We start from the raw sequence: 16,124 nt of genomic DNA, 5'->3' as shown, positions 1-16,124 counted from the left end.
ATCAGACCGAGGAGATCGGCATGCCGGGGCGCACCGTGACGTCATCGCGGGCGGCGTCGAGGAACGCCTCCTTCTGCGGCAGGACGACGGCGGCCGAGCGGACGTGGTGGTGCGCCGGGTCGACCCCGGGCGGGGTCACGCCCTTGTCGCGCAGCCCGACCGCGGCCCGGTACAGCTTCTGCCGGGCCTTGATGATCCCGCTGTCGGCCGGGACCAGACGCTCCTTCGTGCGGTCGACGATCGGGCCCATGCTCTCCTGCAGGGATGAGTCCTGGATCGCGATGCCCTCGACGCCGGAGTACCACTCCCCGGTCCGCTGCTTCTCGCGGTTCATCAGGTAGTCGTTGTCCATGTTCGCCTCGGGCCGGTACGTGCCCGGGATGTTCTTGCTGTGCACCCCGTGGCCGTCGATCATGGCCTGCCGCTCGGCTTCGGTCAGGGGCCGCATGGGGTGGTAGTCGAAGCTGTACGCCCAGCAGTTCTCGTCGTCGATCGGGATCCAGAAATGCCCGTGGATCGGGTGGTCACCGCGCGGGGGGACCATCGTGAAGGACGGCATCACCCACGGCGTGATCCGCCAGTAGTACGACCCCTCCTCGGCGTTGCGCCGGGCGCCGACGAACAGACCGCCGTCACTGTCGGCCACCTCGAAGAACGGCTTCTTGTCGTTGAGGTTGTACTGGTTGCCCTTGGCGCCCTTGAACAGCGGATCGCTCTTGAGACCACCGGAGTGCAGGAAGGTCACGTGGCTGGAATCGATCCCGCCCTCGAAGGCCTGCAGCCAGTTGCTCTGCTGCCAGCGCTTGGAGGTGTAGTGGTGCTCCGCCGGGGTGAGCGCGAACTCGAACTCCGGCAGGGGCGGCTGCTTGGCCGGGTCGCCCATGTACGTCCACAGGACGTCACCGATCTTGACCAGCGGGTACGAGGTCAGCCGCACGTTCTCGGCGAAGCTCGAGTTGTCGGCCTCGGAGGGCACCTCGATGCACTGACCCGTGGTGTCGTACTTCCAGCCGTGGTACGGGCAGCGCAGGCCGCCCTCCTCGTTCCGGCCGAACCACATGGACGCGCCACGGTGGGCGCAGAACTCGTCGATGAGGCCGTAGCGGCCGTAGCTGTCCCGGAAGGCGACCAGCCGCTCGGAGAGGAGCTTGAGCCGGATCGGCGGGGCGCCGTCCTCCGGGAGCTCCTCCGCGAGGCAGGCGGGCATCCAGTACTGCCGGAACAGCTCGCCCATCGGCGTCCCGGGACCCGTCCGGGTCAGCAGCTCGTTGATGTCCTGACGAAGCACCGGTGTCTCTCTCTCCTCAGCCGCGCGTTGGGCTGACTGTCATACCAATCGTGGACGGCGTCAACTGTCGATTCACGGCTGCTGCGGCGGGACGTCCACGATGAGCCCGTCCAACTCCGGGGACACGGGGATCTGGCAGCTCAACCGACTACCGTCGCGGCGTTCGGACACCGCCATCTCCAGCAGGTCCTCTTCGAGCTCGTTCGGCTCGCCGACGGCGGACAGGAACTCGTCGCGGACCCACACGTGGCAGGTCGCGCAGGAAGCGTTCCCGCCGCACTCGGCGATGATGCCGGGGACACCGCTCTTCACCGCCGCGGCCATCACCGACTCCCCGACGGTCGCATCGACCGCGTGCTCTTGACCGGCGTCCCCGACGTAGACCACCTTCGGCACGCCCTGCCCCCTCCGTCGTCCCGTACCCGTTTTCCGGGCCTGCTCATTGGTATGTCCATTAGACCACATGTGTGGCTAGGGTCACGACATGTTCTCGCTCGTCCTCCTCCGCCACGGCGAGAGCGCGTGGAACGCGCAGGACCGGTTCACCGGCCGGGTGGACGTCGATCTCACGACGCGCGGCGAGGACCAGGCCCGGCGCTGCGGGGTGCTGCTGCGCGAATCGGGCCTGCTGCCGGACCGGCTGCACACCTCCACGCTCACCCGTGCGGTGCGCACCGGCGAGCTGGCGCTGGCGGCCGCGGGGCGACCGCGGGTCCCGGCCCGCCAGGACCCGCGGCTCGACGAACGCGGCTATGGCGTGCTCGAGGGCCTGGCGCGCAGCGAGGTGCTGGCTCGCCACGGCAGCGCGCAGTACCGGCGGTGGCGGCGGTCCTGGGACGCCGCGCCGCCGCCGGGATGCGCCGGCGGCACGCACCGGCCCGGAGAGAGCCTCGCGGACGTCGCCGCCCGGCTGCTGCCCTGCTGGAAGGACGTGCTCGCCCCGGATCTTCGGGCCGGCCACACCGTGCTGGTGACCGCGCACAGCAACTCGCTGCGGGCCCTGATCGCCCTCCTGGACGACCTCGGCCCGGAGGAGGTGGTCGACCTGGAGGTGCCGATCGCGACCCCGTTGCACTACGCGCTGGACAGCCATCTGCGCCCCGTCGTCCCCGGCGGCCGGTACGTCCGCGCCGAGCCCGAACCGGGCGGAACGGCACCGACCGTCCACCCGGGAGCGTGACCGGACCCCGGCGGACGGAACGGTCTCGCCCGCCGGTCACCTAGGATGCGAGGGTGACGATGCAGGGACCCCTCGCAGTAGAGACCCCCGGAAGCTCCGCGGCCGACAAGGGCGACCTGCTCAGCCGGGTCAGCGTCGGGCGCATCTCGGAGGTCATCGTCGACCAGATCCGCGTGCTCATCCGCCAGGGCCAGCTGACCGCCGGCGACCGCCTGCCCTCCGAGCGGGAGCTCTGCGAGCGGTTCGGCGTCAGCCGGGTCACCGTTCGCGAGGCCCTGCGGGTGCTGGAGGCCAACGGCCTGGTCGAGATCCGGGTGGGCGCGCGCGGTGGCGCCTTCGTCACCGCCCCCAGCAGCCGCCTGGTGGGAGCCGGCATCGCAGATCTCATCTCGCTGGCGACCCTGACCGCCGTGGAGGTCACCGAGGCGCGCATGGTGTTCGAGCTCGGCGTCGTCGCCCTGGTGTGCGAGCGGGCGACCGCCGAGGACATCGCCGCGCTCCGCGAGATCTGCGATCGCAGCAGCGCCGCGCTCGAAGGCGACGAGTACCCCCTCGAGCTCTCCGCCGAGTGGCACACCCGCTTCGCGGTCGCGACGCACAACCGGGCCGTCGCCATGCTGGTCGAATCCCTGCACGATCCGCTGGTGCACTCCCTGGAGCGGGCGCGCGAGGCGGCGCCGCTGCACGGCCGGCAGGGCGTCGAGGAGCACCGCGCCCTCGTCGACGCGATCGCCGACCGCGACATCGAGGCGGCGACGACCCTGATGCGCACCCACCTGATGCGAACGGCCGAGCGGGTCGGGGCGATGGACGGCGCAGCCCCGAGCTGAGCCCGGGACCGCCCGTCAGGCGCCCGGTTCCTCCCCGAAGACCAGCGACTTGATCGTCACGGGGACGGTCCGCGACGGGTGCCGCAGCCGGCCGATGTCGATGTAGTCGAAATCCCGCAGGGTGAGCCCGTCGACGACCAGCAGGTCCGAGGTGACCCCGAGCTCGTGCTGGAGCAGCCGGCCCAGGGTCATCGCGACGTCCCCGTCGAGCACGACGTACACCGGCCGGCCGGCGGCGATCCGTTCCGCGAGGCCGTCGCGCACCCCGCGGGCGAAGGCGGCGACCCGGTGGTAGCTCGGCAGGCCCGACCACGACATCGCCAGCGCCACGTCCTGGTCGGCGTCCGCGGCGTCGAGCGCGACCAGGTGCCGGCGGACCGCAGCCGCCACCTCCGCGGCGTCCACGGTCTCGCCGAGTTCGTGGACCGGGCGCACGACCTGGAGGTTGCGGCGCGGCAGCAGGGCGTCCGGGTCGGAGATCCAGCCGGTGTTGCCGCTGAGCTGGACGCTGTACTCCGACGCACCGAGTGCGGTCGCGCGGATGCATTCTCCGGCGGGCAGCAGCGGGTAGGGCAGCATGCCGGCGTCGACCCGCCGCCGGACCGCCTCGCCCAGCGGCCGGCCGAGGTCGCCGAACGACTCGGCCTCCCGCCCGTAGACGTACTCGGCCACCCCGCCGGAGAACACCACCCCGTCGATCGGGCCGACGTCGGGCAGGGGGTCGGTGAGGTACAGCGCGGCCACGTCCGGCGCCGGGGCGTCGCCCAGCGCGGCGACCAGCGCGTCGGCCATCCCCTCGGCGACCCGGTCGACCTCCTCGGGGCGGGTGGGGTCGCCCAGGTCCCAGGTGAAACCCGCCCGGGCGGCGTGCGCCCGGCCGGCGGGATCGAGGCGCACGATCGTCCCGGTCCGGTCGACGACCTGCAGCCGACCGCCGATGTGGACCGCCGCGGTGGCCACCACGCGACCACGGTCGAGGACGGAGAGCTTCGTCGTGCCGCCGCCGATGTCGACGTTGAGGATGCGCAGACCGGTCTCGTAGGACGTCCGGGCCGCTCCGGAGCCGTAGCCGGCCAGCATCGCCTCCATGTGGTGCCCCGCGGTCGCGGTCACGAGCTCTCCGCCGCGCTCGGCGAGGACCCCGGCGATGGCCTCGGCGTTGCGACGGCGCAGCGCCTCCCCGGTGAGGATCACGACACCGGTGTCCACGTCCTCCGGACCGATCCGGGCCTCGCCGTAGGCCCGGTCGATGATCGTGCCGAGGGCCTCGGCGTCGATGTGCTCGGCGCTGGCGTAGGGGGTCAGTGCCACGGGCGAGCGGTAGACCGTGTCCCGCCGCACGACGATGTAGCGACTGGTCAGGTCCTCGCCGATGCGGCGGAGGTGCAGCCGGGAGAAGACCACCTGGGTGCCCGAGGAGCCGATGTCCATCCCGACGCTGTGCAGGGTGACGTTGTCCTGCTGCCAGATCGGGTTGTCCTCGAGCGGCAGCTCGGCGTCGTCGTGGTCGTGGTCGTGGTCAGGGGTGTGCGGCGAGTGCACCGTCCGCGGCGGGGCGTGCTCGCGGCCGTAGACCGGCTCGGCGGAGTGGGTGTGCGTCACGGGTGCGCTCCAGAGGACGGGGAGAAACGACGACGTGCGGCCCGCCGGCAGGAGGCGGACCGCACGTCGAGGTGGGACGGGAGAGTGATCAGGCAGCCGACTTGGGCGGCAGGTTCTCCTTCTCCTGCTCGTACGCGGTCTCCATCTGCGGCTCGAGGCCGTGCTTGGCCAGGGCCTCCTTGAACGTCTCGCGCACGTAGGAGGACTCGTCGGCGTAGTCGATCTGGTCGCCACCGATGCGCTGGCTGATCCAGGCCTTCGGCACGCCCTGCGCGTTGCGGATCGAGACCACCTCGTGCTTGAAGGCGAGGTAGCGGGCCGGCTCGGTGCCGGTGTTGAAGTGCTGGTGGTACCACATGTTCGGCGGGACGATCATGCTGCCGGCCTGCCACTCGTAACGCCGCGGCTCCTCGCCCTCGGGCCACATCAGGCTGTAGCCCTCGCCCGAGAGGATGATCACGTGAGCGCCGGGGCCGTGCCGGTGGCCCTTCTTGTACGTGGCCGTCGGGAACTGCGAGATGTGGCTGTTCATCGAGCCCTTGGCCATGTTGAAGCGGATGTGCCCGCCTCCGGCGCCGCGCTCCTTGGCCTCGATCAACGGCAGGTTGATCGAGTCGGCCACGAAGTTGGTGTCGAGCAGCAGACCCTTCTGCTCGCCCTTGGGCGCGAAGTAGTCGGGCTCACCGTTGAAACGCTTCGGGAAGTCGTGGGCGGTGCCGAAGACGAAGTCGATGTCGTCGTAGAGGTTGATGATGCCCGGGGCGTTCGTCGAGGAGACGAAGCGCGCGACCTCGGTGCCCGACCCGTTGAAGTGCTGGTGGTTGGCGTTCAGCGGGATGGCGAACAGCGCACCCGGGCCCCACTCGAAGGTCACCTCGGCGCCCGCGTCGTTCCACACCTTGGTGGAGCCGTGGCCCGAGAGCACCAGGATCATCTCCTCGAACAGCTGCCGCTGCGGGGCGAGCTCGCCCCCGGCCGGGATCTCGGCCACGTAGCAGTCGTTCGAGGTGCGGCTGGCCTCGTGGTTGATGAAGACGCCCCTGCCGCCGCGGCGGGCCCAGTCCTTGAGCTCGACGGTCTTCAGGTCCGGCACGTAGTGCGCGGCGATGATGTCGAGACCCTCGTCGGCCACCCAGCGGGTGTACGGCGAGTCCTTCTCGGTGGCGAACTTCGCCGCGAGGCTCTCGTTGACGATGGCATCCTTGGCCATGGGGCCTCCCTGGTCGACGGATGGGGTGAACCCCACGAACGGCGCGGCAGGCATGCCGCCGAGCTTGATCGGTAGGACCATAAGACCAGCCCCGGGGTGTGTCAAAGGACACCCCCCTCCCCGTCGCGGGCGCACGGCGCGGCGGCGGCGCGCGAGGGCAGAGCGGTGCCGTGCGGGCGCGAGGGCCCCGACCCGCGCCGCGGCACCCCCGTCGGCGCGATCTCCTGATCAGCGCCTCGCCATGAGAGTGCGAAAGGTCTTATCATTCGCCCGCTCTGCACGGACCCGCCGACGACCGAGGACGGCATGACCGAACGACACCAGGTGATCATCGTCGGCGGCGGCCCGGTCGGCGTGGGACTCGCGCTCGACCTCGGCCTGCGCGGCGTCCACTGCGTCGTCATCGAGCGGCGCCCCCAGCTGTCGGGCATCCCCAAGGGCCAAGGGCTGTCCCAGCGGACCATGGAGCACGCCTGGCGCTGGGGCGTGGCGGACCGGCTGCGTGCGGCGCGCACCATGCCGGAGGGGCACCCCATCGGGCAGGTGACGGTCTACGACAACCTCCTGGGCGACTTCTGGAGCGCTCCGCCGGCCCGCGAACTGGTGCAGGACTACTACGCCCAGGCCAACGAGCGCCTACCCCAGTACCGCACCGAGGAGGTGTTCCGCGACCGCCTCGCCGAGCTGCCGGGGGTCGAGCTGCGCCTGGGCTGGCGGGCCACCGAGGTCGACCAGGACGAGAACGGCGCCCGCGTCGTGGTCGAGCGCGACGGCCGGCGCGAGGTGCTGGAAGCCGACTACGTGGTCGGCTGCGACGGCGGCCACTCCGTGGTCCGCGAGCAGGCCGACATCGAGCGGAGCGGTACCGACTGGGACGAACTGGTCGCTCTCGTGGTCTTCCGCTCCCCGGAGCTGCACGAGGCGCTGAGCCGCTTCCCGGACCGGTCGACCTACCGCGTGATGCATCCGGACCTGCTGGGCTACTGGATGTTCTTCGGCCGGGTCGACGTCGGCGCCGAGTTCTTCTTCCACGCGCCCGTACCACCGGGGACCACGGCCGACGGTCCGGAGATCGTCGAGCTGCTGCACCGGGCGGCCGGCTTCCCCTTCGCGCTCGAGATCGACCACGTCGGCTTCTGGGACCTCCGCGTCCAGGTGGCGCACCGCTACCGCGCCGGCCGGGTGTTCATCGCCGGCGACGCCGCACACACGCACCCGCCGTACGGGGGCTTCGGGCTCAACAACGGCCTGGAGGACGCCGCCAACCTGGGCTGGAAGCTCGCCGCCACGCTGCAGGGCTGGGGCGGCGACGCGCTGCTGGAGTCCTACAGCCTGGAGCGGCAGCCGGTCTTCCGGGACGTCGGCGAGGACATCATCGGCGGCTGGATCCGGGACGACCGCGCGATGCTCGAGAAGTACCGCCCCGAGGACGACCGCGAGGAGTTCGCCCGTGCCTTCGAGGAGGCGGCCCGTGGGTTCGGCCGCCGGCTGCGCAGCTTCGAGCCGCACTACGAGGGCTCGCCGGCGGTCTTCGGCCCGGCCGGCGGGGTGAGCAGCGCGCACGGCGAGCACACCTTCGTGGCTCGCGCCGGGCACCACCTGCCGCCACGGAGGCTGAGCTCCGGGCGGTCCGTGTTCGAAGAGCTGGGGGCCGGCTTCACCCTGCTGGCTCTCGACGTCGACGACGCCGCGGTGGCGCTGTTCCAGGAGGCCGCCCGGGCGCTCGGCGTCCCCCTGACGGTGCTGCGCGACACCTGCTCCGGGGAGGTCGTCGACTACGGGGCACGACTGGTCCTGGTGCGGCCCGACCAGTTCGTGGCCTGGACCGGGGACGCCGCACCGCAGGACGCGGAGCGCGTGCTCGGCAGGGCGACAGGCGCCGCCTGAGACCCGGAGCACGATTCCGAGCCATTTCCGGCGCCATTGTGTGACCTGCGCGATGGCGGGCCTCGACCGCGTGAGGACCCTCACGCGGCAATGGCCGAACGAGCCCCTCGAATGGTCCTACCATTGGTTGTCCACATGGTTGGAGACGTATCGAGGAGCACGAGTTGTCGAGCATCACCGGGGCCCAGCCCCACGTAGCCGCCGGTCTTCTCCGGACGCCGGAGTTCACGTTCCCGGCCCGGCTCCGCACGAGCGTCGCCGCCACCGTCGCACTGGTCGGCCGCTCGTTCGCCGCCGGCCGCACCTACGACGGCGCGCACGGCCCGTCCGCCCGTCGCGCCGTCCTGCGGGAGTTCGCCGGCACCCGCTGACCGGTGCCGGTCAGCTCCGGGCGGCCGTGAGCAGCTCGAGCGCGCGGTCCGCGTGCACGACCGACGCGTACTTGAGGTGCAGGTCGAAGAGGGCCACCTTGTGGGACAGCGGGCTGCGGTCGAACACCGCCTCCTCGACCACCACGACCGAGAACCCGTGCGAGTAGGCGTCCACTGTCGTCGCCCGCACGCAGCCGCTGGTGGTCTCCCCCGCCACGACCAGCGTGTCCACGTCCAACTGCCGCAGCCAGGTGGACAGCGGGGTACCGAAGAACGCGCTCGCCCGGCTCTTGCGCACCACGGCCTCGCCGTCGCGGGGCCGCAGCGGTGCGATGAACTCCAGGCCGGCCGCGTCGTCCTGGCCGGTTGCCGGCACCCGCTGGGTGACCCCCCCGCCCGGTAACCCGGGGCGGACGTCCTCCGTCGTGTGCAGCACCGGCACCCCGGCCGACCGGGCCCGTTCCAGCAGCGCCTCGAGGTGCGGCAGCGCCGTCCAGCCGGCCAGGCCGCACGACGACGGGAACTGCCCGATGGCCTCCGCGAGCGGCTGCGGCCGTTCCCCGAAGACCTTGCGGTAGCAGTCGACCAGGAGCAGGGCCGGGCGACGCCCGGGCGGCCGCGGCCGGTAGCGGGTGGCGACCAGGCGTTCGTCGTCGCCGATCACGTCGTCCCAGCAGTGCCGCTCGACGATCGGGTCCATGGTCTCTCCTCCTGGACGCCGCCCGCCCCGGCCCGCCGGGCAGGCGGAGCCGGGGCGACGGCGGACGGCCGCTCAGCGGCCGCGCAGGTACTCGCGGATCTTGCCGGCGTCGAGAACGACGTCGGGGCTCGCGCAGCGCCGGGCGGCCGGGCGGCTGATGCCACCCGGCCACCCGCGCTCGCGAATCAGTAGAACGTCTTCAGCAGGTCACCGTAGGCGGGCGGTGCGTCGGAGATCCGCCCCACCAGCTCCTCGAGCTCATCACCGGGGAGGTAGGCCAGCTCGCGCTCCTGCTCCACCGATTCCTCGATCAGGTCCGGGTCGTTCATGGCCGCATCCATGGCGCCGCGCAGGCACGAGGTGACGTCCTCGTCCATACCGGGGGGGCCGACGAACGGCCGGCCGAGCTCGATGAGCGCCAGGTGGGCGTCCAGGATGGCCGCCTGCTCCTCGGTCGTGTCGAGCTCGCCCACCGTGGGGACGTCCTCGGGCACCCAGTCGGGTTTCTCCTCGCCGACCACGAGGACCGGGGTCTGCGTCCCGTCCTCGACCGCGCCACGTCGGCTGGTGAGGTTGCCGGACATGCCGTCCACGCTGCCCTGGATGACGGCCAGCTCGGTCTCGCCCGAGCCCGGGAACCCGGTGATGACCTCGCCCGGGATGTCGAACACCGCGCTCAGCAGCGAAGAGGTCACGTAGTCCTCGGCGCCCGGCCCGGTCGAGCCCCAGCGGAACTGGTCGGCGGCCCGGATGTCCTCGAAGGTCTGGTAGGGCCCTGTGGCGCTGGTGACGATCAGCGACGGGTCGCTGGCCACGCGGCCGATGTAGGTGAAGTCCTCGAGCGAGAAGGTCGCGCCCTCGGCACCGGCGATGGAGGACCCGCCCGCGCCCACACCGTTCATGATCGCCAGCGTCGTTCCGTCCGGGTCCTCGGCCAGCAGGTTGTTCAGGGCCAGGAGCCCGCCGGCACCGGGCTGGTTCTCCACGACGACGGTGGCGCCCAGCGCATCCTCCAGGTAGGGCGCGACCATGCGGGTGTAGGTGTCGTAGCCGCCACCCGGGTCGTAGGGGACGACGAGGGAGACGGTCTCTCCCTCCAGAGAGGCGCACTCGTCGCCCCCGGCGGCAGCCGGGGTCTCCGAGTCGCCGGAACAGCCGGTGAGCACACCGGCCCCGAGACCGAGGGTGACCAGGGGCCACAGGCTCCGCCGCAGCGGCATTGCAGACATCATGCGTTCTCTCCTTCTGGGTGACGACCTGCGAGATGGGGCGGTTGGCTCAGTCCAGGAACAGCCCCGGCGGCGTCGGGACGGCGAGCAGGAGCTCGAAGGCCACGTACAGCAACGCTCCGACGACGACCGCGTAGACGGTGCTGAGCAGCCACGTCCGCTGCCCGGCGAAGCGCAGGTAGAGGAACGAGAACACCGGCGCGGTGACGAAGAGGCCGGCGACGTACAGCAGGGCGAAGAACCCGACGCACCAGCCGATCGCCTCGGTCCAGCGGCGGGCACCGGCGGTCTGGAAGACGTACTCGACGTCGTCGTCGTTCAGCTCCTCGACCCCGGAGCCGTCCCCGCCGGGGCCCGACGGTGCAGGCGCAGCAGCCGACCGCCCGCTCCACAGCGCCGCCAGCGACTGGAAGAGCAGCAGCGCCGAGAGGACGAAGCCGGCGCCGGTCACCATGCGGGGGAACAACGCGGCCTGGGACGGCCACTCACCGGTCGCCAGGAAGGCCCAGCCGAACAGCGCCAGCAGCAGGACCGTGATGACCAGGGTGGCCCCCGTGTCGGCCGGCCGGCGCGCGGCCCGCTCGGCAGCCGGCGCGCCCGCTCCTGCGGCGGGAGTTCCGGGCACCGCGTCGCCGCCACTCATGCCGCCACCTCGTTCTTCTCGTCGGTGCCCCGGGAACCGCGCGACCGCGCGCGCAGCCGGCGCACGACCGGCACGAGGACGGCAAGGGCGATGACCGCGCCGATCCCGAGGACGATCGGCCGGGTCAGCCAGGACCACTCGAACAGCGAGTAGGAGAGGAACAGGTACCGCTCGGCCAACGACCCCAGCACGACGGCGAGCAGGAACGGCACCCGCGGCCAGTCGTAGCGGATGCAGAGCACCCCGACGATGGCGGCGGCGACCATCACCACGACGTCGGCGAAGTTGTTGCTCGCGGTGTAGGCGCCCAGCGCGAGGAGCAGCAGGAGGAACGGCACGAGCAGCGGGCCGGAGATGAAGGTCAGCTTGGTGAGCGGCTTGATGAGGAGGAAGGCTGCTGCCACGGCGATGAAGTTCGCCAGGACCGTCACCCAGATCATGGAGAAGGTGACGTCGAGCTCGGTGGTCAGCATCTCCTGGCCGGGGTTCAGGCCAACGATCAGGAAGGCACTGAGCAGGACGGCACTGCCGGCACCGCCGGGGATGCCGAAGCCGATCGTGGGGATGAGCGACCCGCTGTCCTTCGCGTTGTTGACGGCACCGGAGGCGATGACGCCCTCGACCGCTCCCTTGCCGAAGAGCTCCGGCGTCTTGGAGCTCTGCTGGGCCGCGCCGTAGGCCATGAACTGGGCCACCGACCCACCCAGCCCCGGGACGATGCCGATTCCGGTGCCGATCGCGCTGGAGCGCAGCACCACTCCCCAGTGCCGCAGGACGTCGCGGACGCCCTGGCCGATGCCGGACAGGGACGTCTCCGGCGTGATCGCCGAGCCCCCACTGGCGATGCTGCGCTTGCTCAGCATCAACTGCAGGACCTCGGCGCCGCCGAACAGGCCGACCACGAGCGGGACGATGCCGATCCCGTCCCAGAGGTAGAGCTGGTCGAAGGTGTAGCGCGGGATCCCGGCCTGGGGGTCCAGGCCGACGAGGGCGACCAGCAGTCCGAGCGCCGCCATGACGAAGCCCTTGAGCAGCGTCTTGCCGGACAGCGCGACGACGAACGTCAGCCCGAGCATGGTCAGCGCGAAGAACTCCGGTGGAGCGAACGCCAGCACGACCGGCCGGATGACCGGGATGGACAGGGCGAGGACGAGCGCGCCGAAGACCGCACCCAGTGCCGAGCTGAACAGCACGGCGCCCAGGGCGCGGCCACCTTCACCGCGCTTGGTCATCGGGTGGCCGTCGAGGACCGTCGCCGCCGAGGTCGCTTCACCGGGGACGCCGAACAGCACCGAGGTGATGTCTCCGGTCGTCGAGGTGACCACCCACATGCCCAGCAGGAAGGCGAACGCCTCGACCGGCTGCATGTCGAAGGTGAACGGGATCATGAGCGCGAGCGTGACCGCGCCGCCCAGCCCGGGCAGCACCCCGACCACGAAGCCGATGGCGATGCCCAGGAACATGAGCGCCAGCGGCACGGGCTGGAAGACCTGCGTCAGCCCGCTGATCGCGTCGGACAGCATGTGTTCCTCTCGACGAGCGGGGTCGGCGGCGCAGTGCGCCGAGTCATAAGAGGGAACCCAACACTGTCCGGGGCAAATGGGTCAACCGTCAGACCAAAGGTTGCCCAAGGTGTTATCTCGGGGGGCTCCGTGCCGAAAACCCGACTGTTCCGGGCCGTCGACGGCGCCACCGATGGTCCAGGTGGAGCAGCCGCGGAAACCCGGGCAGCGACCACAGGCATCCCGGTGGCGCGCATCGGGCAGGCGCGGACGAGCCCGGTCAGCCGGCCAGCGCGGGCTCGGAGACGTGCTCGGCCGGCACGTGCAGCAGCCGCTGGAAGCACGCGACGACGACCGCCGCGATCCCGGCCGCCACCGTGGCCACGACGAAGGCGGTGTTCGCTCCCGAGACGTCCACGAGCTTGCCGGCGACCGAGGCACCCAGCGCCACGCCCAGCCCGAGCGCGGTGCCGATCCAGGTGAACGCCTCGGTGACCGCCGCCCGCGGGACGAGCAGCTCGGCGAGGGTGAACGAGCTGATCAGCGACGGCGAGACGGCGATGCCCGCGACCACGACGAACGGCAGCATCAGCCAGACGTCCCGGACCAGCAGCAGCGGCACGGTGAGCACGGTCAGGACCACCAGGGCGACGGCCAGCCGCAGCCGCAGCGGGACGCGCCAGTGCACGACACCCCAGCCGATGCCGCTGACCATCGAACCCAGCGCCAGTCCGGCGATGAGCACGCCGGACAGGGATTTGTAGCCGAGCTCGTCGGCGAACGCGACCAGCGCGATCTCCAGCGTTCCGAGGATGGCGCCCACGGCCGCACCGACCACGAACAGCACCCGCAGGCCCCTGGTGCGGATCGCCGACGGGCCCTGCCGGCTCGCGTGCCCGTGTGGCTCGGGTTCGGTCCGGCGCTGGGCGGCGAACAGCAGGCTGCCCACGGTGGCGAGGGTGAAGGCGGTGACCACGCCGGAGGTCGCGTGCCCCGTCGTCGACAGGAACGTGACCAGCACCGGGCCGACGATGAAGACGAACTCGTCGACGACCGACTCCATCGCCAGCGCCGTGGGCAGCCGGTGGCTGCCGCGCAGCAGGTGCGTCCAGCGCACGCGGATCATCGAGGAGACCGGCGGGATGCAGGCCCCGGCGACCCCGGCCGAGGCGAAGACGATCCAGAGCGGCCAGGCTTCGCGCACGGAGAAAAGGAAGACCAGTCCGGAGGCGACGAAGACCAGCAGCACCGGCAGCAGGACCCGGCGCTGGCCGTGCGTGTCGGCCCAGCGGCCGAGCAGCGGCCCCGCGATCGCCGTGGTCACCGCACCCACCGCGGCCACGGCACCGCCGAGGCCGTAGGAACCCGTCTCCGACGCGATGAGCAGCACCGATCCCAGGCCCACCATGGACAGCGGCAGCCGTCCGACGAACGCGGCCAGCACCATGGGCAGGGCGTGCGGCGTCCGGAGGACCTGCAGGTAGGGATTGGGCACGAGCGGGGATGCCTCCGGGAGCTGGAAGGGGCCCAGCCACGCTAACCGACCCGGGGCCGACGCGCTGTGACGGCGACCCGTGCCGCGACCACCCCCTGGGCCCGAGTCAGCTGATCGTGGCGGGCAGGCGGCGGGGCGGGGCACGGACGACGAGGGCCCGGACCGCAGCTGCGGTCCGGGCCCTCCAGGTCGGTCGCCTTACACGAGCCGGCTCTTCAGGATCTCCAGCTCGTCCCACATGGTGCTGGGCAACTTGTCGCCGAACTTCTCGAACCACTCGGTGATCTGCGGGATCTCCTCGCGCCACTCCTCGGGCTTGACGGCGAGGGCCGCCTCGACCTGCTCCGGGGTCATGTCCAGGCCCGAGACGTCGAGCGAGTCGACGGTGGGCACGTGGCCGACGGGGGTCTCGACGGCGGCCGCGGTGCCCTCGAGCCGCTCGATGACCCACTTGAGCACGCGGCTGTTCTCGCCGAAGCCCGGCCACAGGAAGCCGCCGTCCTCGTCGCGGCGGAACCAGTTGACGTAGAAGATCTTCGGCAGCTTGCTGGCGTCGTGCTGCTTGCCGGTGTCCACCCAGTGACCGAAGTAGTCGCCGGCGTTGTAGCCGATGAACGGCAGCATGGCGAACGGGTCGCGGCGGACGACGCCGACGGCCCCGGTGGCGGCGGCGGTGGTCTCCGAGGAGAGCGTGGCGCCCATGAAGACGCCGTGGTTCCAGTCCCGCGCCTCGCTGACCAGCGGGATCGTGGTCTTGCGGCGGCCACCGAAGAGGATCGCCGAGATCGGCACGCCCTTCGGGTCGTCGTACTCCGGCGCCAGGATCGGGCACTGGGTGATCGGGGTGCAGAAGCGGCTGTTCGGGTGGCTGGAGAGCTCGTCGGACTCCGGCGTCCAGTCCCGGCCCTTCCAGTCGGTCAGGTGGGCCGGCGGCTCGTCGGTCATGCCCTCCCACCAGATGTCGCCGTCGTCGGTCAGGGCGACGTTGGTGAACACCGAGTTGCCCTTGTCGATCGTGCGCATCGCGTTGGGGTTGGTGTCCCAGCCGGTGCCCGGCGCGACGCCGAAGAGACCGAACTCGGGATTGAGGGCGTAGAGGCGCCCGTCCTCGCCGAAGCGCATCCAGGCGATGTCGTCGCCGAGGGTCTCGACCTTCCAGCCTGGGATGGTGGGCTCGAGCATGGCCAGGTTGGTCTTCCCGCAGGCCGAGGGGAAGGCCGCGGCGATGTAGTAGGTCCTCTGCTGCGGATTGGTCAGCTTGAGGATCAGCATGTGCTCGGCCAGCCAGCCCTCGTCACGCGCCATGGCCGAGGCGATGCGCAGCGAGTAGCACTTCTTGCCCAGCAGCGCGTTGCCGCCGTAGCCGGAGCCGTAGGACCAGATGGCCCGCTCCTCGGGGAAGTGCACGATGTACTTGGTGTCGCTGCACGGCCACGGGACGTCCTGCTGCCCCTCGTCGAGCGGGGCGCCCAGGGAGTGCATGGCCGGCACGAAGGGCCGGTCCTCACCCATGGCGTCCAGCACGTACTGGCCGATGCGGGCCATGACCCGCATCGAGACGACGACGTACTCGGAGTCGGTGAGCTCGACGCCGAACATCGGGTTCTCGGCCTCGACCGGGCCCATGCAGAACGGGATGACGTACATCGTCCGGCCGCGCATGCACCCCCGGTACAGCCCGGTCATGATCGACTTCATCTCGGCCGGTTCCATCCAGTTGTTGGTGGGACCGGCGTCGGCCTCGTCGACCGAGCAGATGTAGGTGCGGTCCTCGACACGCGCGACGTCGCTGGGGTCGGAGGCGCACCAGAAGGAGTTGGGCTTCTTCTCCAGGCGCGTGAAAGTGCCGGCGTCGACCAGCTGCTGGGTGAGCCGCTCCCACTCCTCGTCGCTGCCGTCGACCCAGACCACCCGGTCCGGCGTCGTCAGCTCGGCCATCTCGCGCACCCAGGCCAGCAGGCGGGCGTGCGTGGTGGGGGCGTTCTCCAGACCGGGGGTGGCCACGGAAGTCACGGCGTCTCCATCCTCATGGGTTGCCGGGGCGGAGTCCTGCACCGGCGGTGGTGCCATACGAACCGCGGCCGCCTGAGCGGCCGACCGGATCGGGTCAGGGTACAAGCGCCGAGACGCGTCTGTAACCGAGACGAATGTTACGTATAGGACGTCTTGCCTTCAGCTCGGGACAGC

14 protein-coding genes are annotated in these 16,124 nt (G+C 71.3%); 4 read left to right on the top strand and 10 right to left on the bottom strand.

All coding sequences use genetic code 11. The features are described 5' to 3' along the window. Nucleotide 1: 1 nt before the first annotated feature. Both QOZ86_RS02690 and QOZ86_RS02685 read right to left on the bottom strand, forming a co-directional pair. Nucleotides 2-1,288, bottom strand: a complete 1,287-nt coding sequence (locus tag QOZ86_RS02690; protein ID WP_284490406.1) for an aromatic ring-hydroxylating dioxygenase subunit alpha — start codon at nt 1,286-1,288, stop codon at nt 2-4. A gap of 72 nt (nt 1,289-1,360) precedes the next feature. Then, nucleotides 1,361-1,684 (bottom strand): 2Fe-2S iron-sulfur cluster-binding protein, encoded by a 324-nt coding sequence (locus QOZ86_RS02685; RefSeq protein WP_284490405.1) that lies wholly within the window; start codon nt 1,682-1,684, stop codon nt 1,361-1,363. 88 nt (nt 1,685-1,772) lie between these two features. On the opposite strand from QOZ86_RS02685, the gene QOZ86_RS02680 reads away from it, so the two are divergent. Together QOZ86_RS02680 and QOZ86_RS02675 are read left to right on the top strand one after the other, a co-directional pair. Continuing rightward, the gene (locus QOZ86_RS02680) at nt 1,773-2,468 is read left to right on the top strand and encodes a 2,3-bisphosphoglycerate-dependent phosphoglycerate mutase (protein ID WP_284490404.1); all 696 of its coding nucleotides are present in this window, start codon (nt 1,773-1,775) and stop codon (nt 2,466-2,468) included. Between the two features lie 59 nt (nt 2,469-2,527). Then, nucleotides 2,528-3,298, top strand: a complete 771-nt coding sequence (locus QOZ86_RS02675; RefSeq protein WP_284490754.1) for a FadR/GntR family transcriptional regulator — start codon at nt 2,528-2,530, stop codon at nt 3,296-3,298. 15 nt (nt 3,299-3,313) lie between these two features. Here QOZ86_RS02675 and QOZ86_RS02670 read toward each other — a convergent pair whose 3' ends face one another. Both QOZ86_RS02670 and QOZ86_RS02665 read right to left on the bottom strand, forming a co-directional pair. Continuing rightward, the gene (locus tag QOZ86_RS02670) at nt 3,314-4,900 is read right to left on the bottom strand and encodes an ethanolamine ammonia-lyase reactivating factor EutA (protein WP_284490403.1); all 1,587 of its coding nucleotides are present in this window, start codon (nt 4,898-4,900) and stop codon (nt 3,314-3,316) included. A gap of 88 nt (nt 4,901-4,988) precedes the next feature. After that, the gene (locus QOZ86_RS02665; protein ID WP_284490402.1) at nt 4,989-6,110 is read right to left on the bottom strand and encodes a cupin domain-containing protein; all 1,122 of its coding nucleotides are present in this window, start codon (nt 6,108-6,110) and stop codon (nt 4,989-4,991) included. A gap of 306 nt (nt 6,111-6,416) precedes the next feature. Between QOZ86_RS02665 and QOZ86_RS02660 the strand changes: the two genes are divergently transcribed. Together QOZ86_RS02660 and QOZ86_RS02655 are read left to right on the top strand one after the other, a co-directional pair. Further along, nucleotides 6,417-7,997 carry an FAD-dependent monooxygenase gene (locus QOZ86_RS02660; RefSeq protein WP_284490401.1) on the top strand — a complete coding sequence of 527 codons (1,581 nt, stop codon included), beginning with the start codon at nt 6,417-6,419 and terminating at the stop codon, nt 7,995-7,997. Between the two features lie 164 nt (nt 7,998-8,161). Further along, nucleotides 8,162-8,368 (top strand): hypothetical protein, encoded by a 207-nt coding sequence (locus QOZ86_RS02655; protein ID WP_284490400.1) that lies wholly within the window; start codon nt 8,162-8,164, stop codon nt 8,366-8,368. A 10-nt stretch (nt 8,369-8,378) separates the two neighbouring features. Here QOZ86_RS02655 and QOZ86_RS02650 read toward each other — a convergent pair whose 3' ends face one another. The 6 genes from QOZ86_RS02650 to QOZ86_RS02625 all read right to left on the bottom strand — a co-directional run bounded on the left by QOZ86_RS02650 (nt 8,379) and on the right by QOZ86_RS02625 (nt 15,950). Continuing rightward, a complete protein-coding gene (locus tag QOZ86_RS02650; RefSeq protein WP_284490399.1) occupies nt 8,379-9,068 on the bottom strand; it encodes an isochorismatase family protein in 690 nt (229 codons plus the stop codon). Between the two features lie 185 nt (nt 9,069-9,253). Beyond that, on the bottom strand, nt 9,254-10,300 hold the full coding sequence (locus QOZ86_RS02645) for a Bug family tripartite tricarboxylate transporter substrate binding protein (protein ID WP_284490398.1): 1,047 nt from the start codon (nt 10,298-10,300) through the stop codon (nt 9,254-9,256). 46 nt (nt 10,301-10,346) lie between these two features. Beyond that, nucleotides 10,347-10,940: a tripartite tricarboxylate transporter TctB family protein gene (locus tag QOZ86_RS02640; RefSeq protein ID WP_284490397.1), complete on the bottom strand. Its 594-nt coding sequence runs from the start codon at nt 10,938-10,940 to the stop codon at nt 10,347-10,349. After that, nucleotides 10,937-12,463, bottom strand: a complete 1,527-nt coding sequence (locus QOZ86_RS02635; protein WP_284490396.1) for a tripartite tricarboxylate transporter permease — start codon at nt 12,461-12,463, stop codon at nt 10,937-10,939. Before QOZ86_RS02635 ends, QOZ86_RS02640 begins: the two co-directional genes overlap by 4 nt. A 259-nt stretch (nt 12,464-12,722) precedes the next feature. Further along, nucleotides 12,723-13,937 carry an MFS transporter gene (locus QOZ86_RS02630; RefSeq protein ID WP_284490395.1) on the bottom strand — a complete coding sequence of 405 codons (1,215 nt, stop codon included), beginning with the start codon at nt 13,935-13,937 and terminating at the stop codon, nt 12,723-12,725. A 198-nt stretch (nt 13,938-14,135) separates the two neighbouring features. Further along, nucleotides 14,136-15,950, bottom strand: coding sequence for a phosphoenolpyruvate carboxykinase (GTP) (locus QOZ86_RS02625; RefSeq protein ID WP_284490394.1), 1,815 nt, complete (start codon nt 15,948-15,950; stop codon nt 14,136-14,138). Nucleotides 15,951-16,124 lie beyond the last annotated feature (174 nt).

The sequence above is a fragment of the Blastococcus capsensis genome (genome assembly GCF_030165005.1).
Taxonomy (GTDB): Bacteria; Actinomycetota; Actinomycetes; order Mycobacteriales; family Geodermatophilaceae; genus Blastococcus; species Blastococcus capsensis.
Note: the sequence above shows the minus strand (reverse complement) of the source record. Positions and strands in the feature narration are given on the sequence as shown.

Excerpts from the sequence above, each read along its gene's own strand:
- QOZ86_RS02680 (WP_284490404.1), top strand. The coding sequence starts at position 1,773 with ATGTTCTCGCTCGTCCTCCTCCGCCACGGCGAGAGCGCGTGGAACGCG.
- QOZ86_RS02675 (WP_284490754.1), top strand. The coding sequence starts at position 2,528 with ATGCAGGGACCCCTCGCAGTAGAGACCCCCGGAAGCTCCGCGGCCGAC.
- QOZ86_RS02665 (WP_284490402.1), bottom strand. The coding sequence starts at position 6,110 with ATGGCCAAGGATGCCATCGTCAACGAGAGCCTCGCGGCGAAGTTCGCC.
- QOZ86_RS02660 (WP_284490401.1), top strand. The coding sequence starts at position 6,417 with ATGACCGAACGACACCAGGTGATCATCGTCGGCGGCGGCCCGGTCGGC.
- QOZ86_RS02650 (WP_284490399.1), bottom strand. The coding sequence starts at position 9,068 with ATGGACCCGATCGTCGAGCGGCACTGCTGGGACGACGTGATCGGCGAC.
- QOZ86_RS02645 (WP_284490398.1), bottom strand. The coding sequence starts at position 10,300 with ATGATGTCTGCAATGCCGCTGCGGCGGAGCCTGTGGCCCCTGGTCACC.
- QOZ86_RS02640 (WP_284490397.1), bottom strand. The coding sequence starts at position 10,940 with ATGAGTGGCGGCGACGCGGTGCCCGGAACTCCCGCCGCAGGAGCGGGC.
- QOZ86_RS02635 (WP_284490396.1), bottom strand. The coding sequence starts at position 12,463 with ATGCTGTCCGACGCGATCAGCGGGCTGACGCAGGTCTTCCAGCCCGTG.